Annotated in this window: 24 protein-coding genes; 15 read left to right on the top strand and 9 right to left on the bottom strand. The window is 64.6% G+C overall.

The window, feature by feature from the left end; translation table 11 throughout:
* The 4 genes from BW992_RS20990 (at position 1) to BW992_RS20975 (ending at position 3976) form a co-directional block, all read left to right on the top strand.
* The gene (locus BW992_RS20990) at positions 1 to 1920 is read left to right on the top strand and encodes a phytase (RefSeq protein ID WP_072458781.1); all 1920 of its coding nucleotides are present in this window, start codon (positions 1 to 3) and stop codon (positions 1918 to 1920) included.
* A 64-nt stretch (positions 1921 to 1984) separates the two neighbouring features.
* Positions 1985 to 2692, top strand: coding sequence for a protein TolQ (tolQ, locus tag BW992_RS20985; protein WP_072391584.1), 708 nt, complete (start codon positions 1985 to 1987; stop codon positions 2690 to 2692).
* Between the two features lie 13 nt (positions 2693 to 2705).
* Complete coding sequence (tolR, locus tag BW992_RS20980) at positions 2706 to 3152, top strand: protein TolR (RefSeq protein ID WP_072391587.1); 447 nt, start codon at positions 2706 to 2708, stop codon at positions 3150 to 3152.
* Entirely contained in the window at positions 3149 to 3976 is an 828-nt protein-coding gene (locus tag BW992_RS20975; RefSeq protein WP_072431006.1) for an energy transducer TonB, read from the top strand. Before tolR ends, BW992_RS20975 begins: the two co-directional genes overlap by 4 nt.
* A 40-nt stretch (positions 3977 to 4016) precedes the next feature.
* On the opposite strand, the gene BW992_RS20970 is transcribed toward BW992_RS20975, so the two are convergent.
* Genes BW992_RS20970 through BW992_RS20955 form a run of 4 tightly spaced genes read right to left on the bottom strand, consistent with a single transcriptional unit; the run spans position 4017 to position 8636 of the window.
* Entirely contained in the window at positions 4017 to 4481 is a 465-nt protein-coding gene (locus BW992_RS20970) for a response regulator (protein WP_072391594.1), read from the bottom strand.
* A complete protein-coding gene (locus BW992_RS20965) occupies positions 4478 to 6790 on the bottom strand; it encodes an ATP-binding protein (RefSeq protein ID WP_076407041.1) in 2313 nt (770 codons plus the stop codon). The genes BW992_RS20970 and BW992_RS20965 overlap by 4 nt, the downstream gene beginning before the upstream one ends.
* Entirely contained in the window at positions 6787 to 7455 is a 669-nt protein-coding gene (locus BW992_RS20960) for a response regulator (protein ID WP_072391597.1), read from the bottom strand. Before BW992_RS20960 ends, BW992_RS20965 begins: the two co-directional genes overlap by 4 nt.
* Entirely contained in the window at positions 7452 to 8636 is a 1185-nt protein-coding gene (locus tag BW992_RS20955) for a sensor histidine kinase (protein WP_072458779.1), read from the bottom strand. The genes BW992_RS20960 and BW992_RS20955 overlap by 4 nt, the downstream gene beginning before the upstream one ends.
* A gap of 259 nt (positions 8637 to 8895) precedes the next feature.
* On the opposite strand from BW992_RS20955, the gene BW992_RS20950 reads away from it, so the two are divergent.
* From BW992_RS20950 to BW992_RS20935, 4 genes are all read left to right on the top strand, one after another.
* Positions 8896 to 9417: an SgcJ/EcaC family oxidoreductase gene (locus tag BW992_RS20950; RefSeq protein ID WP_076407040.1), complete on the top strand. Its 522-nt coding sequence runs from the start codon at positions 8896 to 8898 to the stop codon at positions 9415 to 9417.
* Between the two features lie 180 nt (positions 9418 to 9597).
* On the top strand, positions 9598 to 10107 hold the full coding sequence (locus BW992_RS20945) for a sigma-70 family RNA polymerase sigma factor (RefSeq protein ID WP_072391603.1): 510 nt from the start codon (positions 9598 to 9600) through the stop codon (positions 10105 to 10107).
* Entirely contained in the window at positions 10107 to 11051 is a 945-nt protein-coding gene (locus tag BW992_RS20940; RefSeq protein ID WP_072458778.1) for a FecR family protein, read from the top strand. The genes BW992_RS20945 and BW992_RS20940 overlap by 1 nt, the downstream gene beginning before the upstream one ends.
* Positions 11052 to 11118: 67 nt before the next feature.
* Complete coding sequence (locus BW992_RS20935) at positions 11119 to 13542, top strand: TonB-dependent receptor (protein WP_072391609.1); 2424 nt, start codon at positions 11119 to 11121, stop codon at positions 13540 to 13542.
* A gap of 103 nt (positions 13543 to 13645) precedes the next feature.
* Here the strand turns inward: BW992_RS20935 and BW992_RS20930 are convergent, their stop codons facing one another.
* The 3 genes from BW992_RS20930 to BW992_RS20920 all read right to left on the bottom strand — a co-directional run bounded on the left by BW992_RS20930 (position 13646) and on the right by BW992_RS20920 (position 15510).
* Positions 13646 to 14047 carry a hypothetical protein gene (locus BW992_RS20930; RefSeq protein ID WP_072391612.1) on the bottom strand — a complete coding sequence of 134 codons (402 nt, stop codon included), beginning with the start codon at positions 14045 to 14047 and terminating at the stop codon, positions 13646 to 13648.
* Positions 14048 to 14403: 356 nt separating this feature from the next.
* Positions 14404 to 14883, bottom strand: a complete 480-nt coding sequence (locus tag BW992_RS20925) for a nuclear transport factor 2 family protein (protein WP_072430998.1) — start codon at positions 14881 to 14883, stop codon at positions 14404 to 14406.
* A 54-nt stretch (positions 14884 to 14937) separates the two neighbouring features.
* Positions 14938 to 15510, bottom strand: coding sequence for a TetR/AcrR family transcriptional regulator (locus tag BW992_RS20920; RefSeq protein ID WP_072430997.1), 573 nt, complete (start codon positions 15508 to 15510; stop codon positions 14938 to 14940).
* A 123-nt stretch (positions 15511 to 15633) separates the two neighbouring features.
* On the opposite strand from BW992_RS20920, the gene pssA reads away from it, so the two are divergent.
* From pssA to BW992_RS20885, 7 genes are all read left to right on the top strand, one after another.
* On the top strand, positions 15634 to 16977 hold the full coding sequence (gene pssA, locus BW992_RS20915; RefSeq protein WP_072458776.1) for a CDP-diacylglycerol--serine O-phosphatidyltransferase: 1344 nt from the start codon (positions 15634 to 15636) through the stop codon (positions 16975 to 16977).
* Between the two features lie 11 nt (positions 16978 to 16988).
* Complete coding sequence (locus BW992_RS20910; RefSeq protein ID WP_072458775.1) at positions 16989 to 18005, top strand: AraC family transcriptional regulator; 1017 nt, start codon at positions 16989 to 16991, stop codon at positions 18003 to 18005.
* Positions 18006 to 18212: 207 nt separating this feature from the next.
* A complete protein-coding gene (locus tag BW992_RS20905) occupies positions 18213 to 19865 on the top strand; it encodes an AMP-binding protein (protein WP_072458774.1) in 1653 nt (550 codons plus the stop codon).
* A gap of 231 nt (positions 19866 to 20096) precedes the next feature.
* Positions 20097 to 20858: an SDR family NAD(P)-dependent oxidoreductase gene (locus BW992_RS20900; protein WP_072458773.1), complete on the top strand. Its 762-nt coding sequence runs from the start codon at positions 20097 to 20099 to the stop codon at positions 20856 to 20858.
* Between the two features lie 10 nt (positions 20859 to 20868).
* Positions 20869 to 22056 carry an acetyl-CoA C-acyltransferase gene (locus tag BW992_RS20895; protein WP_072458772.1) on the top strand — a complete coding sequence of 396 codons (1188 nt, stop codon included), beginning with the start codon at positions 20869 to 20871 and terminating at the stop codon, positions 22054 to 22056.
* Between the two features lie 9 nt (positions 22057 to 22065).
* Positions 22066 to 23193, top strand: coding sequence for an acyl-CoA dehydrogenase (locus BW992_RS20890; protein ID WP_072458771.1), 1128 nt, complete (start codon positions 22066 to 22068; stop codon positions 23191 to 23193).
* A gap of 13 nt (positions 23194 to 23206) precedes the next feature.
* Positions 23207 to 23980, top strand: coding sequence for an enoyl-CoA hydratase (locus BW992_RS20885; protein ID WP_072391639.1), 774 nt, complete (start codon positions 23207 to 23209; stop codon positions 23978 to 23980).
* Positions 23981 to 24052: 72 nt separating this feature from the next.
* On the opposite strand, the gene BW992_RS20880 is transcribed toward BW992_RS20885, so the two are convergent.
* Together BW992_RS20880 and BW992_RS20875 are read right to left on the bottom strand one after the other, a co-directional pair.
* Entirely contained in the window at positions 24053 to 24253 is a 201-nt protein-coding gene (locus BW992_RS20880; RefSeq protein WP_072430993.1) for a hypothetical protein, read from the bottom strand.
* Positions 24254 to 24480: 227 nt separating this feature from the next.
* Positions 24481 to 25632, bottom strand: coding sequence for an acyl-CoA dehydrogenase family protein (locus BW992_RS20875; protein ID WP_076407039.1), 1152 nt, complete (start codon positions 25630 to 25632; stop codon positions 24481 to 24483).
* Positions 25633 to 25634 lie beyond the last annotated feature (2 nt).

Genomic DNA, 25634 nt, shown 5'->3' with positions numbered 1-25634 from the left:
ATGAATATCGGTTTTTCCAAGCACTATTGGCTGGCAATGTTGATCGGCCTGGCCACCGGCCCGGCCCTGGCGGCTCCAGCCAGCCCCGGCCTGACGCTGCAACCCTGGGCGCCGACCCAGGCACTTTCCCTGGATGCGCTGACGTTCCTGCCCGGCGAGCAGACCCGCGAACGCCTGGCCGCCGGGCGCGACGGGCTGCTGCTGCTCGATGCCCGAGGTCGCGAACTGGCGCGCCTGAAGGGTCGTTTCGAAGGCCTCGACAGCCGCACCCTCGGCACCGACGTGCTGGTCGCCAGCCTCGACAGCACGCGCCAGCAGGCGGTACTGGTCAACCTCGACCCCAAGGGCCGCCGATGGGGGGCGCCGGTGTACCTGCCCACCCGGGACTTTCCGGTCAACGGCCTGTGCCTGTACCGCGATGAGGCGAGCAACCTGTTCGTGTTCCTGGTGGGCGAAGAGGGCAAGGGCGAACAATGGCTGGTAGGCGCCGACGGGCAATTGAGTGCGAAGCCCCAGCGCGTGCGCGGTCTGCCATTGCCACCGGACGCCAAGACCTGCCAGGTGCAGGACGCCGCCGGCCAGTTGTTCGTCAACGAAGAGCGGGTCGGCTGGTGGGCCTATCCGGCGTCCGCTGAAGCCGAGACCGTGCGGATGCCCGTGGCGATGCGCACGCCGTTCGGGGATATCCGGCAGACGGCAGGTGCCATGGCGGTGATGCCGGGGGGCATGCTGGGCCTCGATCCCGACGCCGCGCAATTGCATCTGTACCAGCAAACGGACGCGGGATGGACGTCCCAGGGCATCCTGGCCCTGGCAGGCCTGAAAGAGCCGGAAGGCCTGGCGGCACGGTTGACAAAAGACGCGCTCGAAGTGCTACTGCGGGACGACGACAACGGCCAGCTGTACCAGGGCGAAATCCGCTGGCAACCGGCGCCGGTAGCGCTGGCGCCGGTGTTGCCCAGCGTGGCTGCCGTCGCCCAGAGCGAACCGGTGGCTCGCCAGGGCGACGCCGCGGATGACCCGGCGATCTGGGTGCACCCGACGACGCCCGGGGCGAGCCGGGTGCTGGGCACCAACAAGAAGCAAGGGCTGCTCGCCTACGACCTGCAAGGCAAATTGCTGCAGGAGCTGTCGGTGGGGCGTCTGAACAACGTCGACTTGCGGGCCAATTTCAAACTCGGCATGCAAACCGTCGACCTGGCGGTGGCCAGTAACCGCGACCGCAACAGCCTGAGCCTGTTCAGCATCGACCGCGCCAGTGGCGAGCTGCGCGAAGCGGGCGAGGTCCCCACGCCGCTGGAGGACATCTACGGCATCTGCCTGTTCCAGCCCGCCGAGGGCGAGTTGTATGCCTTCGTCAACGGCAAGGACGGCCGCTACCTGCAATATCGCCTCAGCGCCCCGGATGGGCTGGTCAAGGGCGAGTTGGTGCGCCAGTTCAGCGTCGATAGCCAGCCTGAAGGCTGCGTGGCCGATGAGCGCCATCAGCGGTTGTTCCTGGGGGAGGAAGACGTCGGCGTCTGGGCCGTGGATGCCCGGGCCGACCAGCCGGCCACCTTGACCCGCGTGATCGAAGTCGGCCCGCAACTGCACGCCGACGTCGAAGGCATGGCCCTGTACCGAGGCGACGGCGGCGATTACCTGGTGGTGTCCAGCCAGGGCAACGACAGCTACCTGGTGCTCGATGCCGCGCCGCCTTTCGCCGTACGCGGTGCTTTCCGGGTCGGCTTGAATGCGGCGGCGGGTATCGACGGCGCCTCGGAAACCGACGGCCTGGAAGTCACTTCGGTCAACCTCGGCGGGCCCTGGAGCCAGGGGATGCTGGTGGTCCAGGACGGACGCAAGCGCATGCCCGAACAGGCCCAGAACTTCAAGTTCGTGCCCTGGGCCGATATCGCCAGGGCGCTGCGCCTGCCTTGAGCGACGCTGTCATCAACCGGTCACGAACATTTCATCGAATAGCAGCCAGACAGGAGTTCTACCCATGCAAGCCACTTTGGAACACATGACGATCTGGGGCCTTATCGGCGACGCGAGTCTGCTGGTCAAGGCGGTCATGCTCACGCTGTTGCTGGCGTCGCTGTCGAGCTGGTACCTGATCATCCAGCGCAGCACGGTGCTGCAACGCAACGAGCGACAGCTCAAGGGTTTCATGCAGCGTTTTCGCAGCAGCCAGGACCTGTTGCCCCTGTACCGCGAAAGTGCCCAGGCCAGGGACGTGGACGGCGGCATCACGCCGATTTTCCAGGCAGGCCTGCTGGCCTTCACTCAGTTCCACCAGCCTTCCTGCCAACCCGAGGTGGTGCTCGAAGGGGTGGAGCGTTCGCTGCAAGTGGCGATCAGCGAGCAGGAAGTGCAACTGGAAAAGGGCCTGCAATTGCTCGCCACCGTCGGTTCGGTCAGCCCCTACATCGGTCTGTTCGGCACCGTCTGGGGGATCATGAACGCATTCCTCGGCCTGTCCCAGGTACAGCAGGCCAGCCTCTCCACGGTAGCGCCGGGCATCGCCGAAGCGCTGATCGCCACGGCCATCGGCCTGTTCGCCGCAATCCCGGCGGTGATCGCGTACAACCGGTTCGCCGCCCGTGGCCAGACCCTGCTGACCTGCTACTACGCCTTCGGCAACGAGTTGCAGGCCCGTCTGCATCGCAAGCTGCACGGCGCCCCGGTGAACCTGGCTTCGGTCGCTTGAAAGGAGAGGGCAGATGCTAGTCAAGCCACAACGCAAGCACGGGCCCAAGGCCGAAATGAACGTGGTGCCTTACATCGACGTGATGTTGGTGCTGCTGGTGATTTTCATGGTCACCGCGCCCATGCTGACCCAGGGTGTGAAGATAGAACTGCCCAAGGTCGCGAGCGAGGCACTGGCCAACGACAGTCGCCAGCGGATCCTGACCCTGTCGGTCAAGGCCGAAGGCGGCTACTACTGGAACCTGGGCGACGAACTGGACACCCGACACCAGACCGACAGCGCCGTGGACCTTGAGCAGATGCGGGCCAAGGTGGCCCAGGTGGTTGCCGAGCGCAGCGACACCCAGGTGTATATCCGGGCCGACGATCATGCCGATTACGGCCGGGTCGTCGCCGCCATGGCCGCCTTGCAGCAGGGCGGCGTGAGCAACCTGGGACTGGTGACCGAGGCGCCGCAATGACGGCGATGATCATGCACAGTTCTTCCATGAACCTGCCGGTAGCGGCCAGCCACCGTTTCTGGCAAAACAGCCTGGCGGCCGGGCTCGCCGTGGCCCTGCACGCTGCCGTGGCGGCCTTGCTGGTACTGGGTTGGAGCGTGGAAAAGCCTGCCGCGGAGGCAGCCCGGGTGCTACGCACGCAATGGGTGATGCTGGCCCCCGCGCCCGAGGCGGCCGCCCCGGCCCCGCTGGAACCTGTGGCAGCGCAACCGGTGGAGTCCGTCCCGGCGCCGGCCGAGATGCCCCGGCCCGAAACGGCCAAGCCCATCCCGGACCCGAGCCTCCAGGCGCGAAAACTGGAACAGGCAGCCTTGGCGCGCAAACGGGTAGAGGAGCACAAACGCGAGCAACAGGCCCGACAGCAACGCGAGCGCGTAGAGAACGAGCGGCGTGCGGAGCATGAGCGGCACTTGCAGGAAGCCCAGCAGGCCGCCGAACAACAACGCCAGGCCAGGCAGGCCGATGAACTGGCCCGGCAACACCAGGCCGAGCAGGCCCGCCTGGCTGCCGCCGACAGCCGCAGCTACCAGCCGTTGAGCAAGCAGGCCCCGGATTATCCGCAGCGTGCCCTGGACAAAGGCCTGGAAGGCGACTGCACCGTGGAATACAGCGTGACGCCGGATGGGCGCATCGATAATCCCAAGGTACTCGACGGTTGCCATCCACTGTTCATCCGTCCGTCCCTGGCCGCGGCCCAGGGCTTTCGTTATCAGCCCCGGATCATCGATGGCAAGGCGGTGACCGTGCCGGCGGTGCGCAATACCTTCCACTATCGGATCAAATGAGCTGCGGACAACCGTCCACGCAAGGTTCGCGGTACAGCGCCTAGGCCGGGTCGGCGGGCCGATGCTGGCGCAGCAGTTCGATCTGCTGGGATGGGATCAAGGTGCGCAACGCCTTGTACAGCGCGCGGGTCTCCAGCAGGTTCCAGATGCGTAGCATGGTTTCCAGCGCATCCAGGGGCTTGCTGATGAAGTCCCGCGCGCCCAGGGCCAGCGCCCGCAGACGGGTGTCCCGGGTCGCGTCGGCGGTCAGGACCAGGATCGGCAGGTAGTCGTTGGCCGGTATGCGGCGGTTGAGCTGTTCCAGTACGGCGAAGCCGTCGAAGGCGGGCATGTGCAGGTCAAGGATCACCAGGTCCGGCTCGAAGCTGTTGAACAGGTCGAGGGTGCGCAGCGGTTCTGTGCTGCTCAGCACATTATGCAGGCCTTCGCGGGCCAGCAATTGCTCCATCAGGTCCAGGTTGGGGCGCTGATCGTCGACGATCAGGATGCGCAGGTCGCGGTTCATGCGGGCTCCGGCAGATAGTGCTCAAGATGGGCCAGGAAGGCCTGGATGTGAATGGGTTTGGTCAGGATCGCCGTGGCGCCGGCATCCTGCAGGGCTCGGTGGGTCAGGTCGCTGGCGTCGGCGGTGATCATCAGCACCGGCGTCGCGGCAGTGGCGGGGGACTGGCGCAAGCGACGCAAGACTTCCAGGCCCTCCAGGTCCGGCAGGGTCACGTCCAGCAGGATCAGTTGCGGCGCGTGCTGGCGCGCCAGGTCCAGGCCTATCTGGCCCTGCATGCTCGACAGCAGCTGGATGCCCGGACGGCGTTGCATCAGGGTCTCGATCAGCGCGAGGCTCGAAAGGTTGTCTTCGATGCACAGGACCTTGCCGTGGTACTGGACGGGTGGGCGGGCCACCGCCAGGGGCGCGATGGGCGCCGAATGGCTGTCGCTCACCTGGGCGGCCGGCAACAGCAGGGTAAAGCAGCAACCCTGTTGCGGCACGCTGTGCACCTGGAGGCTGCCCTGCATCATTTCCAGCAGGCTCTTGCTCAGGGACAGTCCGAGGCCGGTGCCCTCGACCTGGGGATCGGCGTCCAGGCGTTCGAACGGCTTGAACAACTGCGCCAGTTGATCGAGGGCAATGCCGTGCCCGGTATCGCTGACGGCGATGCTGACCTGATGGGCCTGGGCGGTCACTTCGATGCGCACCTCGCCGCCGGGACGGTTGTACTTGATGGCGTTGGACAGCAGGTTGAGCAGCACCTGGACCAGGCGCTGACGGTCGGCCCGCACACCAGTGCCCTCCGGAAGCGGCGGCAGTTCGACGAGACGAATGCCGGCGTCGGCGGCCATGGGCGAAACCAGCGTCAGGGCCTCGTGCAGGACCGCCGACAGAGCGATGGGCTCGATATTCAGCGGCAGGCGGCCGGCCTCGATGCGGGCGATGTCCAGCACCTCGTTGATCAGCGCCAGCAGGTGCTGGCCGGCGCGCAGGATATGGCTGACCTGGGGGCGCTGCCCGGCCGTGGAGTCCATGTCCAGCAACTGCGCGAAGCCGAGGATGGCATTGAGGGGCGTGCGCAACTCATGGCTCATGCGCGACAGAAACTCGCTCTTGGCCCGGCTGGCGCTTTCCGCTTCTTCGCGGGCAGTGCCCAGGGCGATCTCGGCGGCACGCCGGTCGGTGATGTCCCGGGTGATCTTGGAGAAACCGCGCAGGGCGCCGGTGGCGTCGTATTGGGCCGTGATGACCACGCTGGCCCAGAAGCGACTGCCATCCTTGCGACAGCGCCAGCCTTCTTCCATGTAATGGCCGTCGCGGGTGGCTTCGCGCAGGGCCATGTCCGGATGTGCCGGGCATTCCTCGGCCAGGTAGAACAGGGAAAAATGCCGACCGAGGATTTCCTGTTCGGTATAGCCCTTGATCCGCTCGGCGCCGGCATTCCAGGTGATCACGTGGCCCTGGGCATCCAGCGCGAAGATCCCGTAGTCCTTCACGCCGTCGATGATCAGCCGCAGCCGTTCCTCGTTGTCCCGCAGCGCCCGCTCGCGCTCGGCCAGCAGTTGCCCGGCCTCCACCAGGCGGGTGCCCAACTGCCCGATCTCGTCCTGTTCCGGTGGTTGCGGCAGCAAGGGTTGGCCCAGGGCCAGGCGCTGGGCGTTGCCTTGCACCTGCTGCACCCGGGCAACGATGCCCTTGGACAGGAACAGCACCGCGACTATCGCACCGAACAGACCGCACACCGCCGCCAGCAACGTGGCGAACAGCAGGCGCATGCGGGTGGCCGAGGCGGCGGCGCTGCGTTCGTCGAGCAGGGCGTCCTCACGGATGCGCATGGCGTTGATCTGTTCGCGCAGCACGTCCAGCACCTGCTTGTTTTCGATCAGGATCGCCGTGATGGCCTCGGTGTCATCGGCCCTGCCGTTGCGCAGCGCCGCCAATCCGTCGAGTTTCTCCTCGATCAGCGGCGTGATGGTCTGCAGATGATCGCGCACGCTGGCGTCGCGGATGTTGTGGTCCAGGCGTTGCAGGGCGGCCTGGATCAGCGACGTGGCCTTTTCGTAGCCGGGCAGGAAGTCCTCGCGGCGGGTCAACAGGTAGCCCCTCACGCTGGCCGCTGCTTCGGCCAGCAGGGTATGGACCGCCTGGATATCACCCTGGACCCGCAACACCCGGCGAACGTCCTCCTCGGCGCGGGCAGTCTGGCGTTCGGTGAAGTAGATCAGCACCAGCGACAGCAACAGCACCACCAGCGGCAGGGAAATCACCACCAGGGCCTTGCCTCGCAGGGGCAGGTCGTCCCAGCGACGCGTGATCCGCAGCTTCATGGCCATTGCCCGGCGGGTTGCGCCACCAGGCCCAGGGCGATGCCGCGCACCGCGGCCTGGGTCCGGTCGGCGGCGCCCAGCTTGCCGATGACCCGCTCCACATGGGCCTTGGCGGTGCCGGGGGCGATGCCGAGCTTTTCGCCGATTTCCCGGTTGCTGAAACCGCCCGCCACCAGGCCCAGCACCTGGCGTTCCCGGGTCGTGAGGGCCTGCAATTGAGCGGCGGCGCTGCCTCCGCGCTCGGCCATGCGCCGCAGCAAGCGGGCGCTGACGGCGCTGTTCAAGGTCTCTTCGCCCCGGGCCACCCGCCGGAGGGCATCCAGCACTTCCTCGCGGCTGGCGTCCTTGAGCAGGTAGCCAACGGCACCGGCATCGATGGCTGCTTCCAGGTGGTCGGGGCTGTCGTCCATGGTGAAGATCATGACTTTGATGAAGGGCTGGCGTTGTCGCAGGAGGCGCGCCGCGCCCAGGCCGTTGAGCACCGGCATGCGGATGTCGAGGATGGCGATGTCCGGGTGCAGCCGCTCGCACAGGTCCAGGGCTTCCTGGCCATCTCGGGCCTGGCCGACCACCTCGAAACCTTCGCTTGCGGCCAGCATGGCGATGAACCCGGTGCGGGTGACTTCATGATCGTCGGCCAGCAACAGGCGTATGGGCGCGGTCATGGCTGCTCTCCATGGGCGGGCAGTGGTACGCGGATCAGCAGCCGGGTCCCGCCCAGGGGGGCGCTCGAACAGCTCAATTGCCCTCCCAGAAGGCTGGCGCGCTCTTGCATCGCGGCAAGCCCCAGGTGGCAGCGGCCATTGGTTTCGACAGGTTGCCGCAGGGCGAAGCCACGGCCGTCGTCCTCGACCCGCAGGCAGGCCTGGCCGTCGCTCACCGACAGGCCCAGGCGCGCATGGCTGGCCTGGGCGTGCTTGAGGATATTGTTGATGCCCTCCTGCGCGATGCGGAACAGGGCGATCTCTACCGCGCCGGGCAGGCGGGCGGCGCTGTGATCGTCCCAGCTCACCGCCAGTCCCGCCTCGCGCAGGCGATCGGCTTCCTTGTCGACAGCCTTGTACAGGCCAAAGTCATCCAGCACATGGGGGCGCAGGCCGCCGATCAATTGCCGGCCTTCACCGACGCAGCCCTTGGCCAGGGCCAGGATGGTCTGCAACTCGTTCGCCAGCTCCGGAGGCAGGGAGGGGCAGCGCCCGGCGAAGCCCTGCAAGCGTTGATGCAGGCCGGCCAGATTCTGCGCCAGGCCGTCGTGCAGGTCGTAGGCCACGCGCTTGCGCTCGTCCTCCTGGGCACTGAACAGGCGATGGACCAGCTCCGACATGGTGCGCTCCCGGGCCTGGAGCGCTTCGAGCAGCCGATGGTTCTCCAGATGCGCGGCCAACAGTGTCGCCAGCAGTTGCAGCGAGTCGATGTCTTCGTTGTCCGGCGCCGTGATGGTCACGCTGTTGCCCAGCAGCAAGACTCGGGATACCGCGCCGTCGGAGGTGCGCAAGGGCACGCGCAGCACTTGCGGCAGGACACTGCCGGGGCACTCCAGCCATTGCGGGTCGGCCGAAGGCGAATGGGCGAGGCTGGCGAGCCGTTCCAGGCGCTCGCCGCTGCCATGGCTGGCGAGGGTGCGCAGCGGATCATCCGCCGTCCACTCCAACAGCAGGCCGTGATCCATGGCCATGAACGCACAGGCCCGTTGCACCACGCGCTGGCGCATCTGGGCCAGCGGCAGCCGGGTCAGTTCATGGCCGGTGCCCAGCAGCAGGCCCAGGCGCGCGGCACGGCTTTGCGACTGGCGATACTGGGTCCGAATGGCCAGGGCGCTGCCGGGATCATGGGGAGGGCTTTGCATGGGGGCTCCGGTATCAAAGGGACCGATTCGGTCGCGAGGCGGTATCAAGCCTTGCATGAAAAGTACCTGCGCGACGATCAGGCTGCGTTGAAAACCGCCTTGCCTGGTCGTCAATCGTTGGCTTTGCATGTACAGCCTAGAGCGTGTCGGTGGCGGGGCCCATCTGCCGAACGGCATAGTCGATCGGCACCGGTTGGCCGATGGCGGCGGTGCGGGCGGCCGGCAAAGTGGGGTCATTGAAACCCAAAGGAGCCCCACGATGAAAATGAAAACCTTCGCCCTTGCCGCCTTTTTTGTGCTGACCTCGCCGTTGGTCCATGCGGCCGATGCCACGCCTTACGTGTATCGCACCGTGGCCGAACAGCCGAAAGACGTGGGTGATCGCGAAATCGCTGCGCTCTTCGACCAGTGGAACACCACGCTGAAGACCGGCAGTGCCAGGGCAATGACCAGCCTTTATGCGCCGGACGCCATCCTGCAGCCGACGCTGTCCAACAAGGTGCGCACCACACCGGCACAGATCCAGGACTACTTCGATCACTTCCTGACCGGCAAGCCGGAGGGAACGATCAATTACCGGGAGATCCGTCATATGGGCCCCGATGCGGCCATGGACAGTGGGGTCTACACCTTCACGCTCACCAGCGCCGACGGCAGCAAGCGGGATGTCCAGGCCCGCTATACCTTCCTCTACGAACGCCTGGATGGGCAGTGGAAGATCATCAACCATCACTCTTCGGCCATGCCGGAGGTGCCGAAAGTCCTGCACGCCAGCCACTGACCCGTCTTGCCGCACCCGCGCCCTTGCTTGCAAGGGCGTTGTCGTTTCTCGGCAAGGCCGAGTCATCGCCCGGCGAGCAGGGCTTTATGCATTCATGGGGCATAAAGGACTTGGATTAGCGCATGAATATTAATTAGAATCAGTCTCATTTGAGACATTCCATGCGCAGGGCCTCTTGACATGTTTGATGCAGCTACGCCGGCGGAGCAGTCCCTACATACGTTGTACCGTGATCACGGCAGCTGGCTGGAAGGCTGGCTGAGGCGGCGCATGGGCAACGCCTGGGATGCCGCGGACCTGCGCCAGGATACCTTCCTGCGAGTGCTGTCCAGCGCCCAGCCCCTGGCCGACCTGCACGAGCCTCGCGCCTATCTGCTGACGATCGGCAAGCGGCTGCTGAGCAATTTCTACACCCGGCGCAACCTAGAGCAGGCTTATCTCGACGCATTGGCGAGCTTGCCCGAAGCGTGCGTGCCGTCTCCCGAACAACGTTGGTTGCTGCTCGAAACCCTGCACGCCCTGGATGAGTTGCTCGATGGCCTGCCGCCCCTGGTGCGGCGGGCCTTTTTATGGAGCCAGCTCGAAGGGCTGGGCTACCGGGAAATCGCCGAGCGCATGCAGGTGTCCGAGCGCACCATCAAGCGCTACATGGCCCAGGCCTACGAGCATTGCCTGCTGGTGGACTTCTGATGAACCCGGCTCCTTGCCCCGAAGCCCGGGAAGTGGCCCGGGCGGCGGCTCGCTGGTTGGCCATGATGGACGTTGGTGACGGTAAATTCGATTCCGCCGGCCTGCAGCGTTGGCGGGACAGCTGTGCCCAGCATGAGGCGGCCTGGCAGAAGGCCCTGCGATTGCGTCAGCGATTCGCCGGTGTGCCTCCTGAGTTGGGCATGGCGACCCTGGATCGGCCATCCCTGCCTCGGCGCGATGTACTCAAGCGGGCCTTGGGCGTCGCTGCACTGGTGCCGGCCGCCTGGATGCTGGGACGAGAGCTGCCGCTGCAAGCCTTGCGGGCCGACTTGCACACCGCCACCGGAGAACAGCGGCGCTGGTCGCTGGTGGATGGCAGCGTATTGCAGTTGAACACCGACAGCGCCGTGGACCTGGATCTCAAGGCACGGCGAGTGCTTCTGGTCCAAGGCGAGATGGCCCTTAAGGTCGCGGGCGATATGCCGCTGACCGTCCAGGCACCTTATGGGACGATCACCCTCAGGGATGGCGAAGTCTGCGTGCGGTTGAGCCAGGGCAGTTGCCAGGTGTCGTTGCTCAGCGGTTCAGCGCAACTGCAGCCGCTGCATGGGCTGTCGCTGACGTTGGAGAAAGGCCAGCAGGTCAGTTTACAGGCCGCCGGCGCAGGGCCTGTGAGTGCCTTCGATGTGGCTCAGTTGGGCTGGCGCGACGGCGTGCTGGTGGCGCAGAACCAGCCGTTGGGGGATTTTCTGCGAGAGCTGGACCGTTATCGTCCGGGCGTGTTGCGTTGGGACCAGAGCCTGGAGTCGCTACGGGTGACCGGGAGCTTTCGCCTGGAAAACACCGATCGGATCCTTGCGCTGCTGGCGGCCAGCCTGCCGTTGGATGTGCAAATGCGCACCCGGTACTGGGTCACGCTGGTCCCTCGTAAAAATATCGCCTGAAGCCTGTCCCCTTTTTTTGTCTCGCTTGTCATTCAAGGCAAGTGAACAAAAACGAGAGCTCCCTCCAATGTCCGTAGCAGTACCTTTGCGTTTTCGCCCGGCCGTTGCCGGCTGGCGTCCGCTGTTGAACCTGAGCCTGATGCTGAGCCTGAGTGCCAGCCCATTCTTCATCGCCACCAGCCAGGCCGAGGATGCGTCCCGGCGCAGCTACCAGGTGCCGGCCGGCAGCCTCAGCGCCGCACTGACCCGGTTCGCCGGTCTGGCGGGGGTCAACCTGTCGGTGGATCCGTCCCTGGTCAGCGGCCGCAACAGCCCCGGCCTCGCGGGCGAATACGGTGTTGAGGAGGGCTTTGCCCGTCTGCTGCAGGGCTCCGGCCTGCAATTGCAACCGGTGGGTGAACAGGCCTATGTCCTGGTGCCCGCGCCGGAAGGCAGCAGCCTGCAACTGGCGCCCACCTCGATTCTCGGAGCCGGTGCTACCTCGGGAGGCGACGTGTATGCCGGCGGCCAGGTGGCGCGTCGTGGCTCACAGGGCTTGCTGGGCTCGCGGGATTTCATGGAAACGCCGTTCAGCATGACCACCTACACCAGCGAGACGGTAAAGAACCAACAGGCGCGGACCCTGGGCGACCTGATCGCCAGCGACCCCTCGGTTCGTTCCACCAACCCGGCGGGTGGCCGCTATGAGCAATTCACCATCCGTGGTTTCAGTCTGTTCAACAGTGATGTGGCCTACAACGGTCTCTACGGTGTCTTGCCGACATACACCATCGACATGGAAATGGCCGACCGGGTCGATATCCTCAAGGGCCCGACCCAACTGATCAACGGAATCTCGCCACGTGGCAGCGTGGGCGGCGGCATCAACGTGGTGCCCAAGCGCGCGAGCGACAAGCCCATCACCTCGTTCACCGGCAACTACGCCTCCAACAACCAACTGGGCGGTGCGGTGGACGTCGGTCGGCGGTTCGGCGAAGACAACAAGTTCGGCATCCGCTTCAACGGCGTCAAGCAGTCCGGCGACACCGAGTGGGACCACCAGAGCGTGGATCGGGAGATGGCCGTGCTGGGCCTGGACTTCCGCGGCGAACGCCTGCGTCTGTCCACCGACATTGGTCATACCGAGCGCGATACGGATGCACCGCAGGAGCGCGTACAAGTGGGCGCCAATGCCCAGGTTCCCCATGCCAGCGACGTGCGCGACAACTATGCGCAGCCCTGGACCAAGGCGCGGACCAAAGACACCTTCGGTACGGTGAACGCCGAATTCGATGTCAACGATGCCGTGATGCTGTATGGCGGTGTCGGAGCGCGTAAAAGCAACCATGACTTCCTTCGCCATAACGTCTCGGTGAGCAATGACGCCGGCGACTTCACCGTTCAGCCACGGGATTTCACCCGGGACGAAAATGTCCGGACGGCCACGGCCGGGGTTCGCAACTGGTTCCACACCGGGCCGGTGAGCCATGAGGTCAACCTGGCCGCCAGTTATTTCTACATGGACTTCACCAATGGCGGCGCCCGCTATGCCAACGGCCGCAGCAACCTGTACGACCCGGTACAGACCCCGACCCCCAGCAGGCCTACGCGACAGGACGACAAGGTCTACACCGAGAACCACTTCAGCGGCGTGGCATTGTCCGACACCCTGGGCTTCTTCGATGACCGGCTGTTGTTGACCCTCGGTGCCCGGTGGCAGCGGGTGGAGGTGGATGACTGGACCAACCATGTCAAAGGCGACACGGCCTACGATGAAGAGAAGGTCTCGCCGTCGGGTGGCCTCCTGTTCAAGGCCACCGACAGACTGTCTTTGTATGCCAACTACATGGAAGGCCTGAGCCAGGGCAAGATCGCACCGTCGACCTCGATAAACGAGGACGAGATTTTCCCGCCGTTCATCAGTCGCCAGGTCGAAGTGGGGGCCAAGTATGACGCAGGTCCATTCGCCTTGACGGCGGCGCTGTTCCGGATCAAGCAGCCGGCCTATGCCACCGATGCCACCACCCGTGTCTTCGGACCCAATGGCAAGCGCGAGAACAGCGGCGTGGAACTGAGTGTCTTCGGTGAGCCGATCAAGGGCACCCGCCTGCTCGGAGGTGTGATGTACATCGACAGCGAGCTGACCGATACCACGGGCGGCGCTTTCGATGGCAACCGGGCCCCGGCCACCCCCAAATACAACGTCAACCTAGGAGCCGAGTGGGACGTGCCGACGATGCAGGGCCTGACCCTGACCAGTCGCGGCATCTATTCCAGCTCGCAATACCTGGACCAGTCCAACGTCAAGGAAATCGACTCCTGGTTCCGTTTCGACGTGGGCGCCCGCTATACATTCAAGGTCGACGAGAAGAACATCACCTTGCGCGCCAACATCGAGAACGTGGCGGACAAACGCTACTGGAGCTCGGCCGGTGCCTCGGACGACAGCGAACCAGGCTTGACGCTGTCGACGCCGCGCACCTACCTGCTGTCAGCGACCGTCGATTTCTGACCCGTCGTAGAGCTCCAGGGAGGGAGCCATTTCCAGGCGTCAGCATGGGGGGGGAGGGCTGTTCGGTCGCGGCGTGAAACAGGCCCGCCAGGCACCCCGTCAATCAGGTGTCGCGGAACAGGTCGTGGGCGTCCAGCAGTCGCCAGGCGATTTGCGGACGTTTCTCCAGCGCGCGGCGAATGGCAGCGGGGATCGACTGGCGAATCTTGCGGCACAGCCCCGGTTGCGGCTGGAATTCGATGACGATGCCGCGCATGGTCCTGACTTCGTTGTAGCCCGGCTCTATGGTCAGGCGTACCCCGAGATTCTCATACAGGCGCTGCTGCAACCGTTCCAGCTCGGCCAGGTCCTGGATGCTTTCCAGGCGTTCGAGCAGGCGCTTTTCTTCCTGGCGGTTCAGGCAAAGGATGCGCAAGTCTGCGCCGGGCGTTTCCAGCAACGCATCGCGGCCGCAATCGCAAACGCCGGGCGGGCAGGGGGGACGGATCGGAATCGACGCGGTCATGGGCTCCACAAACTCTGCGACACAATGCAACTGCCGCCGGATCTGCCGGCGGCCCAGGCAATGTGATGCCTGATGGTATCGGGGTCAACCCCGTCATCAGGCCGCTTGTCTGTCGCCGGGTACGATCCGCTCGTCTGTTTCTGCCTCGATTCGAGCGAATCCTTGCGCGGCAGCGACCCCAGTATCTCGGCATGGGCGGCTGCATTGCGCCCCCCATCGAGTATATCCACGGCAACGAACTGATGGTGGGGGCGGCGTCGAGGCGTGTGCCGCCAGCCGCTACGTTGCTGGCTTCCTGGCCGGCCGCCAGGGACCGTTGCCCGCGAGCAACGGTCCCTCGCAGCAGCGTTTAAGGACTACAGCCCCAGCTCGGACAGGCCCGGATGATCGTCCGGGCGGCGTCCCAGCGGCCAGTGGAACTTGCGCTCGCTTTCCTTGATCGGCATGTCGTTGATGCAGGCATACCGGTTGCTCATCAGGCCCTGTTCATCGAATTCCCAGTTCTCATTGCCATAGGAGCGGAACCAGTTGCCCGAATCGTCGTGCCATTCGTAGGCGTAGCGCACGGCGATGCGGTTGTCGGTAAAGGCCCAGAGTTCCTTGATCAGGCGGTAATCCAGTTCCTTGTCCCATTTGCGCGTCAGGAATGCCTTGGCTTCTTCCCGGTTATGGGCGAACTCGGCGCGGTTGCGCCATTGGGTATCCAGGGTATAGGCCAGGGATACCCGCTGCGGGTCACGGGAATTCCAGCCATCCTCGGCCAGGCGGACTTTCTCGATGGCCGATTCACGGGTAAAGGGCGGCAACGGTGGACGAACTTCAGCGCAAGATGACATGGCAAATCTCCAGTGGGGTGATGAATCAAGTTCACAAAGTTCAACGGGGCAGGTTTATTGCTTCTTTTCCAACAACAACGTGTGCAGCATGTCCTGGGCATCATCGGCGGCACTGTGATCGCCCATGACCAGCGCGACCGTAATGGCGCCATCAATCAGGATCAGCAGCTGCCGGGCCAGGGCGTCCGGGTGCTCGACGCCTTGTTCGGTGCAAAGTCGGGTGACGTAGTCGAGCAGTTTCTGTTTATGCAGCTTCGCCACCAGGCGGACCGGGTCTTGCGGGTCGCCGGTTTCGCCGCTGGTATTGATGAACGCACAGCCGCGAAAGCCCTCGCTCTGGAACCAGGCCTTGAGCACGGTGAACAGGTTGGACAGGCGTGCGGCCGGGGTCGGGGCCTTGTCGACCTCGGTGCTGAACCAGTGCATCCAGCGTTCGTCCCGTCGCTTGAGGGCGGCCACGATCAGGTCGTCCTTGTTGGCGAAGTAGCGATAAACGCTTTTCCTGGAGACGCCGGCGGTTTTCACCAGCAGATCCATGCCGGTGGCCGCGATGCCACTTTTATAGATCAACTTTTCGGCGACATCGAGGATGATGTCTCGTGTGTCATTGCTAATGATTTCATTCATGGGATAGACAGTAGAACGATCGTTCTCCTTGGTCAAATGTTTTTTTCATGACGACGGGAAGACCGGGCCTCGTCCATGGTGTAAGCTCATCCGTTCTTTGGAATCGATCTTATTGCGAGCCCTATGCCGTCGCTTTTCAAACGCCCCTTGCTGCCCAAGCTGCGCAGCTTTGCACTGACTGCCGATGCCGTGGCCATCCTCGATGGCCCGGCCGAATTCCGCCGCTGCCTGCTGGAGAAGATCGCCCAGGCTACCCGGCGCATCTACATCGTCGCCCTGTACCTGCAACAGGATGAGGCCGGCCAGGAAATCCTCGATGCCCTGCATGCCGCCAAGGCCGCGCGTCCCGAACTGGAAGTGGTCGTGGTGGTGGACTGGCTGCGGGCCCAGCGCGGGCTGATCGGCGCCAAGAAACAGCCGGGCAACTCGGCGTGGTACCAGGAGCAGACGCGCACCCATGCCAGTGAAGTGCCGATCTACGGCGTGCCGGTGCAGACCCGCGAGCTGTTCGGGGTGCTGCACCTCAAGGGGTTCGTGATCGACGATTGCGTGCTCTACAGCGGCGCGAGCCTGAACAATGTGTACCTGCACAAGTTCGACAAGTATCGCTACGACCGCTATCACCTGCTGCACAACGCCGCCCTGGCCGACTCGATGCACCATCTGGTGCAGCACGGCCTGATCGCGTCTAAGGCCGTGCACCGCCTGGACCTGCCGAACCTGCCCAGCACCCGCAGCCTGCGCAATGACATCGGCGACCTGCGCAGCCGGCTCAAGCACGCGGCCTACGACACCAGCGCCGGCAGCCTCGACAGGCACGGCCTGTCGGTCAGTCCGTTGCTGGGGGTGGGCAAGAACAATCCGTTGAGCCGGGTCATCGTCGAGCTGATCGCCAGCAGTCGTCGCCAACTGACGATCTGTACCCCGTACTTCAACCTGCCCCTGGGGCTGACCCGCGAGATCAACCGAGCCCTGGCCCGTGGCGTCAGGATCGACATCATCGTCGGCGACAAGACCGCCAACGACTTCTTCATCCCGCCGAGCGAGCCGTTCAAGATCATCGCCGCGTTGCCCTACCTGTATGAGATCAGCCTGCGGCGCTTCGCCAGGCGGCACCAGCGCTACATCGACAGCGGCCTGTTGAACCTGCACCTGTGGCGCGATGGCGACAACAGCTATCACCTCAAGGGCATGTGGGTCGACGAGCGCTATACCTTGCTGACCGGCAACAACCTCAACCCCCGGGCCTTTCGCCTGGACCTGGAAAACGCCTTGCTACTGGACGATCCCAAGGGCGAGCTGCTGGCACCACGCCAGGCCGAACTCGAACAGATCTACCGGCACACTCATCGGATCGAGCGCTACCTGGACCTGGAAGCCTTGCCGGATTACCCGGCGGCGGTGGCCAAGTTCCTCAAGCGGGTCAGCCGTGTGCGGATAGAACGGCTGCTCTACCGGATCCTGTGAACACTGGCGCCATGTCCGAAAAAGACACCATCTCCATCCAGTTGGTGCGCGAAGCGCTGCTGCAAAGCTGCGCCCCCGGAGCGGCTATGGATGAAGTGCTGAACAAGGTCGGCATCGAGCCCATGTCGCTGGACGATCCCCAGGCCCGGGTCCCGGCCGATGCCTATGCGCGGCTCTGGCGGTTGCTGGCCAGGCGACTCGACGACGAGTTCTTCGGCATGGACCCGCGCCGGCTCAAGTCCGGCAGCCTGGCCTTTCTCTGCCAGTGCGCCATGGCCCAGCCCACCCTGGCCGCCGGGTTGACGGCGGGGCTGGGGTTCCTGTCGCTGATGCTCGAACACTTGCCGGCGCAGTGGACCCGCCAGCAGAGCCTGGCGGAAATCGTCCTGCTGGAGGACGACCGGGAGCCACGCCGGGCCTTCACCTATTTCACGTACTGGATGATCGTCCATGGTGTGACCTGCTGGCTGGCCGGGCGGCGCATCCCGATTCTTTCCATCGAACTGCGTTGCCCGGCGCCGGATTTCTGCGACGACTACCGTGTGATGTTTTCCCAGAACCTGCGCTTTGACCGGCCACGGACCCGGATGATCTTTGCCGCCGAATGCCTGGACCAGCCCATCCGGCGCAATGCCGATGAGCTCAAGCGCTTTCTCGCCCGCGCCCCGGCCAATATCCTGGTCAAATACCGCGACCCGCAAAGCCTCGCCAGCCGTATCAGGCACGACCTGCGCCAGCTGCCCGCCGAACAGTGGCCGGAAACCGAGGCCCTGGCCCAGCAGCTCTGCGTTTCCGCCTCGACCCTGCGTCGACGCCTGGCGGAGGAAGGGCAGACCTACCAGGGCCTCAAGGACAGCGTGCGCAAGGAACTGGCGATTGCCTGGCTGGCCGAGCCTTCCATCAGTTTCGTGGAGATCGCCGCGCGCCTGGGGTTTGCCGATGCCAGTTCGTTCTACAAGGCGTTTCGCAAGTGGTCCGGGTCCAACCCCGGGCATTATCGAAGCCTGATCCTCAACGAACCTCACTGATCGTCGATCCCGCGACTATCGGCCTGGACGCATTGAATCCGCTTACCCCAGGGCGTTCTTGCGGTGCGCCCGTGCTGGCGATCCGGACCATGGCCAAACCAGTCATGCAACTTGATGGCTTTGACCATTGCCGCCCCCTCCCTTCGGCGCGAGTATTTGCCTGTTTACGGTTCCCCCACCAATAAAAAGTACAGAGGGATTCTGGTCATGCGCGATTACTCGTCCGCCACGTCGCAGTTCGATTACCTGAACACCGTCAATGCCGCGTTGCACGGCTCGCTCGAAGCAATGAACGCTTGCGTCGAATGTTGCGACCGGCATGCCTTGCCGGGACGCATCGCCTTGTTCTGGGAGGGACGCGACGGCAGCGACGCGACCTGGACCTACCGAGACCTGCAGGACAACGCCGCGCGTTTCGCCAATTTCCTGCTGGCCCAGGGCGTGGGCAAGGGCGACAAGGTGGCCGGGCTGCTGCCGCGCACCGCCGAATTGCTGATCGTGGTGCTTGCCACCTGGCGTATCGGTGCCGTCTATCAACCGCTATTCACCGCGTTCGGCCCCAAGGCCATCGAGCACCGCCTCGGGAGCTCGGGGGCACGCATGGTGGTCACCGACGCGGTCAACCGTCCCAAGCTCGCTGACGTCGATGGCTGTCCCACGGTGGTGACGGTGGGCGGCGAGAAAGGCCGGGGCATTGTGCGTGGCGACTACAGTTTCTGGGCCGAAGTGGACAACCATTCCAGCCAGTGCGAACCGGTGATGCTCACCGGCGAAGACCCGTTCCTGATGATGTTCACCTCCGGCACCACCGGGCCGGCCAAGGCCTTGTCCGTGCCGCTCAAGGCCATCGTGGCCTTCCAGAGCTACACCCGTGACGCCGTGGACCTGCGCCCCGAGGACGCTTTCTGGAATGTCGCCGATCCGGGCTGGGCCTATGGCATCTATTTCGGTGTGACCGGGCCGCTGGCCATGGGGCATCCGATCACCTTCTACGACGGCCCGTTCACCCTGGAAAGCACCTGCCGGGTGATCAACAAGTACGGCATCACCAACCTGACGGGCTCGCCCACGGCCTATCGCCTGTTGATTGCCGGAGGCGAGCAGTTCGCACGTTCGATCAAGGGCCGTCTGCGGGTCGTCAGCAGTGCCGGCGAGCCGCTGAACCCGGAAGTGATCCGCTGGTTCGCCGATCACCTCGATGTGGTGATCCATGACCACTACGGCCAGACCGAGCTGGGCATGGTGCTGTGCAACCACCACGGGCTGGAGCATCCGGTGCACCTGGGGGCGGCCGGCTTCGCCTCGCCGGGCCACCGGATCGTGGTGCTGGATGAAAACCAGCGGGAACTGGGGGTGGGGCAGCCAGGCATCCTCGCCATCGACCGCAGCCAGTCGCCGATGTGCTGGTTCGCCGGTTACGAGGGCGGTCCCACCAAGTCCTTCGTTGGCGACTACTACCTGAGCGGCGACACGGTGGAGTTCAACGCCGACGGCAGCATCAGTTTCGTCGGACGCAGCGACGACGTCATCACCACGTCCGGCTACCGCGTCGGCCCGTTCGACGTGGAAAGCGCGTTGATCGAGCACCCGGCGGTGGTGGAGGCGGCCGTGATCGGCAAGCCCGACCCGGAGCGGACCGAACTGGTGAAGGCTTTCGTGGTGCTGGGCGCCCAGTACCGTGCCGCGCCGGAACTGGCCGAAGAGTTGCGCCAGTACGTGCGCAAGCGCCTGGCGGCGCACGCCTATCCTCGTGAAATCGAATTTGTCAGTGATTTGCCGAAGACCCCGAGCGGCAAGTTGCAGCGCTTTATCTTGCGCAACCAAGAGATTGCCAAGGCTCTAGGGGGTGTTCTCAGTTAGTTCCCCCACCGCGCCAGCCCTTCGGGTTGTGCCTTAAAGCGGGCCAGCCCTTCGGGTTGTGCCTTAAAGCGGGCCAGGCTTCGTGGCAGGCCTTGGGAAGGGAACAACCATTCCCGGCGGCCTGCGCCTTGCCTGGCCCGCTTTAAGGCGACAACGCGATGGGGAAAGCAACTGAGAACACCCCCTGGGCCGCGGCGCAGAACGTTACAGCTTGAACCAAAGGAAACCATGATGCAGATCGACAACAAGATTTTCCTCGTCAGCGGCGGTGCGTCCGGCCTCGGCGCGGCCACCGGCGAAATGCTGGTCAAGGCCGGTGCCAAGGTGATGCTGGTGGACCTCAATGCCGACGCCGTGGCCGCCCAGGCCCAGGCACTCGGTTGCCACAGTGTGGTGGCGGACATCAGCGACGAGGCCGCGGCCGAAGCGGCGGTCAAGGCCACGGTGGATGCCTTTGGCGGCCTGAACGGGCTGGTGAACTGCGCAGGCATCGTGCGCGCAGAGAAAGTCCTCGGCAAGAACGGTCCGCATGCCCTGGCCAGTTTCAGCCAGGTGATCAACGTCAACCTGATCGGCAGCTTCAACCTGCTGCGCCTGGCCGCGGCTGTCATTGCCGAAACGCAGGCCAATGCCGACGGCGAGCGTGGCGTGATCATCAACACCGCTTCGGTGGCTGCCTTCGACGGCCAGATCGGCCAGGCGGCCTATGCTGCCTCCAAAGGCGCCATCGCCAGCCTGACCCTGCCGGCAGCCCGGGAGCTGGCGCGCTTCGGCATCCGGGTGATGACCATCGCCCCCGGTATTTTCGAAACACCGATGATGGCCGGTATGACCCCCGAAGTGCGCCAGTCCCTCGCCGCCGGCGTGCCATTCCCGCAGCGGCTGGGCAAACCGACCGAGTACGCCGCGCTGGTCCGGCATATCATTGAAAACAGCATGCTCAATGGCGAGGTGATCCGTCTCGACGGTGCCTTGCGCATGGCAGCCAAATAGGAGGTTTTCCATGTCCAACGATCCGATTGTCATCGTCAGCGCTGTCCGCACCCCCATGGGCGGCTTCCAGGGCGAACTGAAAAGCCTGACCGCGCCACAGTTGGGGGCTGCCGCCATCAAGGCCGCCGTTGAACGTGCCGGTATCGCGCCGGACGCGGTCGAGGAAGTGCTGTTCGGTTGCGTGCTCGCCGCCGGCCAGGGCCAGGCGCCGGCACGCCAGGCGGCATTGGGGGCGGGGCTCGACAAGTCGACCCGCTGCACCACCCTCAACAAGATGTGTGGTTCGGGCATGGAGGCGGCGATCCTGGCCCATGACATGCTCGTGGCCGGCAGCGCCGATGTGGTCGTGGCCGGCGGCATGGAGAGCATGTCCAACGCGCCGTACCTGCTCGATCGCGCTCGCAGCGGCTTGCGCATGGGCCACGGCAAGGTGCTCGACCATATGTTCCTCGATGGCCTGGAGGATGCCTACGACAAGGGGCGCCTGATGGGAACCTTCGCCGAAGACTGTGCCCAAGCCAACGGCTTCAGTCGTGAGGCCCAGGATGCCTTCGCCATTGCGTCCACCACCCGTGCCCAGCAAGCAATCAAGGACGGCAGTTTCGATGCCGAGATCGTGCCGTTGCAGGTGATGGTCGGCAAGGAGCAGGTGACCGTGCGCCATGACGAGCAGCCGCCCAAGGCGCGGATCGACAAGATCGCCTCCCTCAAACCGGCTTTCCGCGAAGGCGGTACCGTGACGGCGGCCAATGCCAGTTCCATTTCCGACGGTGCCGCCGCGCTGGTGCTGATGCGCCAGAGCCAGGCTGTACAGCGCGGCTTGAAGCCGTTGGCGGTGATCCATGGGCATGCGGCATTCGCCGACACCCCGAGCCTGTTTCCCACGGCACCGGTCGGTGCGGTGAAGAAGCTGATGAAGAAAACCGGCTGGTCGCTGGATGAAGTCGACCTGTTCGAGGTCAACGAAGCCTTTGCGGTGGTAGGGCTGGTGACCATGGGCAAGCTGGAAATCCCCCACGACAAAGTCAACGTCCATGGCGGTGCGTGCGCATTGGGGCATCCGATCGGTGCGTCCGGCGCGCGGATCCTGGTGACCCTGCTTTCGGCCCTGCGCCAGAAAGGCCTCAAGCGCGGCGTCGCGGCCATCTGCATCGGTGGCGGCGAAGCCACGGCCATGGCTGTCGAATGCCTGTATTAAGGAATGACCATGCTTGCCACTGAAGAACAGACGCAAATCCGCGACATGGCCCGGCAGTTCGCCCAGGAACGCCTGAAACCATTTGCCGCCGACTGGGACCGCGAGCACCGTTTTCCCAGGGAGGCCATCGCCGAGATGGCCGAACTGGGTTTCTTCGGCATGCTGGTGCCGGAACAGTGGGGCGGTTGCGACACCGGTTACCTGGCCTATGCCATGGCCCTGGAAGAAATCGCCGCGGGCGATGGGGCCTGCTCGACCATCATGAGCGTGCATAACTCGGTGGGCTGCGTGCCGATCCTCAAGTTCGGCACCGATGAGCAAAAGGCCCGGTTCCTGGCTCCCCTGGCCAGCGGCGCGATGCTCGGCGCCTTCGCCCTGACCGAGCCTCAGGCCGGTTCCGACGCCAGCAGCCTGAAGACCCGGGCGCGCCTCGAGGGCGACCATTACGTGCTCAACGGCAGCAAGCAGTTCATCACCTCGGGGCAGAATGCCGGGGTGGTGATCGTGTTCGCGGTGACCGATCCGAGCGCCGGCAAGCGCGGCATCAGTGCCTTTATCGTGCCCACCGACTCGCCGGGCTACAGCGTGGCGCGGGTCGAGGACAAGCTCGGCCAGCACGCATCCGACACATGCCAGATCCTTTTCGAGGACGTGAAGGTGCCGCTGGCCAATCGCTTGGGGGAGGAGGGTGAAGGCTATCGCATCGCCCTGGCGAACCTGGAAGGCGGACGCGTCGGTATTGCCGCCCAGGCGGTGGGCATGGCCCGGGCCGCGTTCGAAGCGGCCCGGGACTATGCCCGCGAACGGCAGAGTTTCGGCAAGCCGATCATCGAGCATCAGGCCGTGGCGTTCCGCCTGGCGGACATGGCGACCCAGATCGCCGTGGCCCGGCAAATGGTCCATTACGCCGCAACCTTGCGGGACAACGACCAGCCAGCGCTGGTGGAAGCGTCCATGGCCAAGCTGTTCGCCTCGGAAATGGCCGAGAAAGTCTGCTCCATGGCATTGCAAACCCTGGGTGGATACGGTTACCTCAACGACTTCCCGCTGGAACGCATCTACCGCGACGTACGGGTCTGCCAGATCTACGAAGGCACCAGCGACATTCAGCGCATGGTCATTTCGCGCAATCTTTGAACAGGAGTGCTGCATGAACTACGAAACGATTCTATTGGAGATCCAGGACCGCGTCGGCCTGATCACCCTCAACCGTCCCCAGGCCTTGAACGCCTTGAACGCGCAGATCGTCAGCGAACTGAACCACGCCCTGGACAGCCTGGAAGCGGACCCCAGGATCGGCTGCATCGTACTGACCGGTTCGAAGAAGGCGTTCGCCGCCGGTGCCGATATCAAGGAAATGGCCGAGCTGACCTATCCGCAGATCTACCTCGACGACCTGTTCAGCGACAGCGACCGCGTGGCCAACCGGCGCAAGCCGATCATCGCGGCGGTTAACGGTTTCGCCCTGGGGGGCGGCTGTGAGCTGGCGTTGATGTGCGATTTCATCCTGGCGGGCGACAACGCCAAGTTCGGCCAGCCGGAAATCAACCTGGGCGTGTTGCCAGGCATGGGCGGCACCCAGCGCCTGACTCGCGCGGTGGGCAAGGCCAAGGCCATGGAGATGTGCCTGACCGGACGTTTCATCGACGCGGTCGAGGCCGAGCGTTGCGGCATCGTGGCGCGGATCGTACCGGCCGACGAACTGCTGGATGACGCCCTGAAGACCGCCGCCCTGATCGCGTCCAAGTCGGTGCCTGTCAGCATGATGGTCAAGGAAAGCGTCAACCGCGCCTTTGAAGTGAGCCTGTCCGAAGGCGTGCGTTTCGAGCGCCGGGTGTTCCACGCGGCGTTCGCCACGCAGGATCAGAAAGAAGGCATGGCGGCGTTCGTGGACAAGCGCGCGCCCCAGTTCCAGGACAAATAACCGTAACCCTGACTGACGCCATCGCGAGCTTGCTCGCGATGGGCGGGGGCCGTTCAGCCGGGCAAGCGGTTTCTATTTTTTTGCGGTTAGGTCCTTGTCAATTTCAATATCCAGGTCCTTTTTCAGCGTGCCCGGGTCGCTATACATCGGGCTCTGGCGGCCTCTGTAAACATAAAAGTAATTTGCTGGACCGCCATAAGGGTCGTATTGTCTTCGCCAGATATCCACGCCTCGGTGGTTCTCGACAAGTACATCTCCTGCTTGGTCTGTCATGATTCGGCTCCTGTTCGGCCAAGGCTGGACAGGCCCGTCCAGCCGGCGACCGAAGCCGAGCAGGGACGGACTGATGCAGCGACGAAATCATTAGGACCTGGATGGCGGGAGGTGGCTACTGTAGGAGCTTACAGGTAGCGAGTTTTCCAGATGAGCGGCGGCGCAGTCGACGTCTTCATCAACTGCACCCCTGCATCGCAAGCTTGCTCGCAATGCTTCTCCTGCTGTTAAACCAGGTAGTGCTTGAGTTCCCGGGCGATGACCATCCGCTGGATCTCGCTCGACCCCTCATAGATCTGGGTGATCCGCGCGTCGCGGTAGTAGCGCTCCACCGGATAATCTTCAAGATACCCATACCCGCCATGGATCTGGATCGCCGAGGAGCAGACTTTCTCGGCCATTTCCGAGGCGAACAGCTTGGCCTGAGAGGCTTCCGACAGGCAGGGCTTGCCGGCGCTGCGCAGGCGGGCGGCATGGAGGATGAGCAGGCGGGCGGCGTTCAGGCGGGTGTGCATGTCGGCCAGCAGGTTGGCGATGCTCTGGTGCTCGATGATGGGCTTGTCGAACTGCGTCCGGTCCCGGGCGTAGGCCAGGGCCGCTTCAAACGCCGCCCGGGCGATGCCCAGGGCCTGGGCCGCGATGCCGATGCGACCGCCTTCTAGGTTGGACAGGGCGATGGCCAGGCCCTTGCCCCGGGCGCCCAGCAGACTGGCCTCGGCAACGGTGCAGTCGTTGAGGGTGACCGCGCAGGTATCCGAAGCGCGAATGCCCATCTTGTGCTCGGTGCGATCCACGATGAAGCCTGGCGTATCGGTCGGCACCAGAAACGCCGAGATCCCTTTCTTGCCCAGTTCAGGATCCGTCACGGCGAAGACGATCGCCAGCTTCGCCCGCTTGCCATTGCTGACGAACTGCTTGGCGCCGTTGATGACCCACTGGCCGTCTCGCAATTCGGCGCGGGTGCGCAGGTTGTGGGCCTCGGAGCCGGCCTGGGGCTCGGTCAGGCAGAAGCAACCGATGGCCTGGCCGCTCGCGAGCTCGGCCAGCCAGGCCTGTTTCTGTTCGTCGCTGCCGTAATTGAGTACTGGCCCGCAGCCCACCGAGTTATGGATGCTCATCAGTGCCCCGACGGCGCCGTCACCTGCAGAAATCTCTTCCACCGCCAACGCATAAGCCACGTAGTCGACGTAGGTGCCGCCCCATTCTTCGGGCACCACCATGCCCAGCAGTCCCAGTTCGCCCATCTTTGCCACGACGCTGTCGTCGATCCAGCCGGCCTTTTCCCAGGCCTGGGCATGGGGCGCGATTTCACCACGGGCAAAGTCCCGGGCCATGTCGCGGATCATCACTTGTTCTTCTGTCAGTTCGAGGTCGTGCATGG

It is taken from the genome of Pseudomonas sp. 7SR1 (assembly GCF_900156465.1).
In the GTDB taxonomy this organism is placed as follows: Bacteria; Pseudomonadota; Gammaproteobacteria; order Pseudomonadales; family Pseudomonadaceae; genus Aquipseudomonas.
Note: the sequence above shows the minus strand (reverse complement) of the source record. Positions and strands in the feature narration are given on the sequence as shown.

What these genes read in the sequence shown, in the direction of transcription:
- BW992_RS20960 (WP_072391597.1), bottom strand. Translation starts at nt 7,455, where the DNA reads ATGACCGCGCCCATACGCCTGTTGCTGGCCGACGATCATGAAGTCACC.
- BW992_RS20940 (WP_072458778.1), top strand. Translation starts at nt 10,107, where the DNA reads ATGAACCCGGCTCCTTGCCCCGAAGCCCGGGAAGTGGCCCGGGCGGCG.
- BW992_RS20910 (WP_072458775.1), top strand. Translation starts at nt 16,989, where the DNA reads ATGTCCGAAAAAGACACCATCTCCATCCAGTTGGTGCGCGAAGCGCTG.
- tolQ (WP_072391584.1), top strand. Translation starts at nt 1,985, where the DNA reads ATGCAAGCCACTTTGGAACACATGACGATCTGGGGCCTTATCGGCGAC.
- BW992_RS20950 (WP_076407040.1), top strand. Translation starts at nt 8,896, where the DNA reads ATGAAAATGAAAACCTTCGCCCTTGCCGCCTTTTTTGTGCTGACCTCG.
- BW992_RS20880 (WP_072430993.1), bottom strand. Translation starts at nt 24,253, where the DNA reads ATGACAGACCAAGCAGGAGATGTACTTGTCGAGAACCACCGAGGCGTG.
- BW992_RS20965 (WP_076407041.1), bottom strand. Translation starts at nt 6,790, where the DNA reads ATGAAGCTGCGGATCACGCGTCGCTGGGACGACCTGCCCCTGCGAGGC.
- BW992_RS20955 (WP_072458779.1), bottom strand. Translation starts at nt 8,636, where the DNA reads ATGCAAAGCCCTCCCCATGATCCCGGCAGCGCCCTGGCCATTCGGACC.
- BW992_RS20875 (WP_076407039.1), bottom strand. Translation starts at nt 25,632, where the DNA reads ATGCACGACCTCGAACTGACAGAAGAACAAGTGATGATCCGCGACATG.
- BW992_RS20975 (WP_072431006.1), top strand. Translation starts at nt 3,149, where the DNA reads ATGACGGCGATGATCATGCACAGTTCTTCCATGAACCTGCCGGTAGCG.
- BW992_RS20920 (WP_072430997.1), bottom strand. Translation starts at nt 15,510, where the DNA reads ATGAATGAAATCATTAGCAATGACACACGAGACATCATCCTCGATGTC.
- pssA (WP_072458776.1), top strand. Translation starts at nt 15,634, where the DNA reads ATGCCGTCGCTTTTCAAACGCCCCTTGCTGCCCAAGCTGCGCAGCTTT.
- BW992_RS20890 (WP_072458771.1), top strand. Translation starts at nt 22,066, where the DNA reads ATGCTTGCCACTGAAGAACAGACGCAAATCCGCGACATGGCCCGGCAG.
- BW992_RS20905 (WP_072458774.1), top strand. Translation starts at nt 18,213, where the DNA reads ATGCGCGATTACTCGTCCGCCACGTCGCAGTTCGATTACCTGAACACC.
- BW992_RS20930 (WP_072391612.1), bottom strand. Translation starts at nt 14,047, where the DNA reads ATGACCGCGTCGATTCCGATCCGTCCCCCCTGCCCGCCCGGCGTTTGC.
- BW992_RS20885 (WP_072391639.1), top strand. Translation starts at nt 23,207, where the DNA reads ATGAACTACGAAACGATTCTATTGGAGATCCAGGACCGCGTCGGCCTG.
- BW992_RS20970 (WP_072391594.1), bottom strand. Translation starts at nt 4,481, where the DNA reads ATGAACCGCGACCTGCGCATCCTGATCGTCGACGATCAGCGCCCCAAC.
- BW992_RS20925 (WP_072430998.1), bottom strand. Translation starts at nt 14,883, where the DNA reads ATGTCATCTTGCGCTGAAGTTCGTCCACCGTTGCCGCCCTTTACCCGT.
- BW992_RS20935 (WP_072391609.1), top strand. Translation starts at nt 11,119, where the DNA reads ATGTCCGTAGCAGTACCTTTGCGTTTTCGCCCGGCCGTTGCCGGCTGG.
- BW992_RS20895 (WP_072458772.1), top strand. Translation starts at nt 20,869, where the DNA reads ATGTCCAACGATCCGATTGTCATCGTCAGCGCTGTCCGCACCCCCATG.
- tolR (WP_072391587.1), top strand. Translation starts at nt 2,706, where the DNA reads ATGCTAGTCAAGCCACAACGCAAGCACGGGCCCAAGGCCGAAATGAAC.
- BW992_RS20990 (WP_072458781.1), top strand. Translation starts at nt 1, where the DNA reads ATGAATATCGGTTTTTCCAAGCACTATTGGCTGGCAATGTTGATCGGC.
- BW992_RS20900 (WP_072458773.1), top strand. Translation starts at nt 20,097, where the DNA reads ATGCAGATCGACAACAAGATTTTCCTCGTCAGCGGCGGTGCGTCCGGC.
- BW992_RS20945 (WP_072391603.1), top strand. Translation starts at nt 9,598, where the DNA reads ATGTTTGATGCAGCTACGCCGGCGGAGCAGTCCCTACATACGTTGTAC.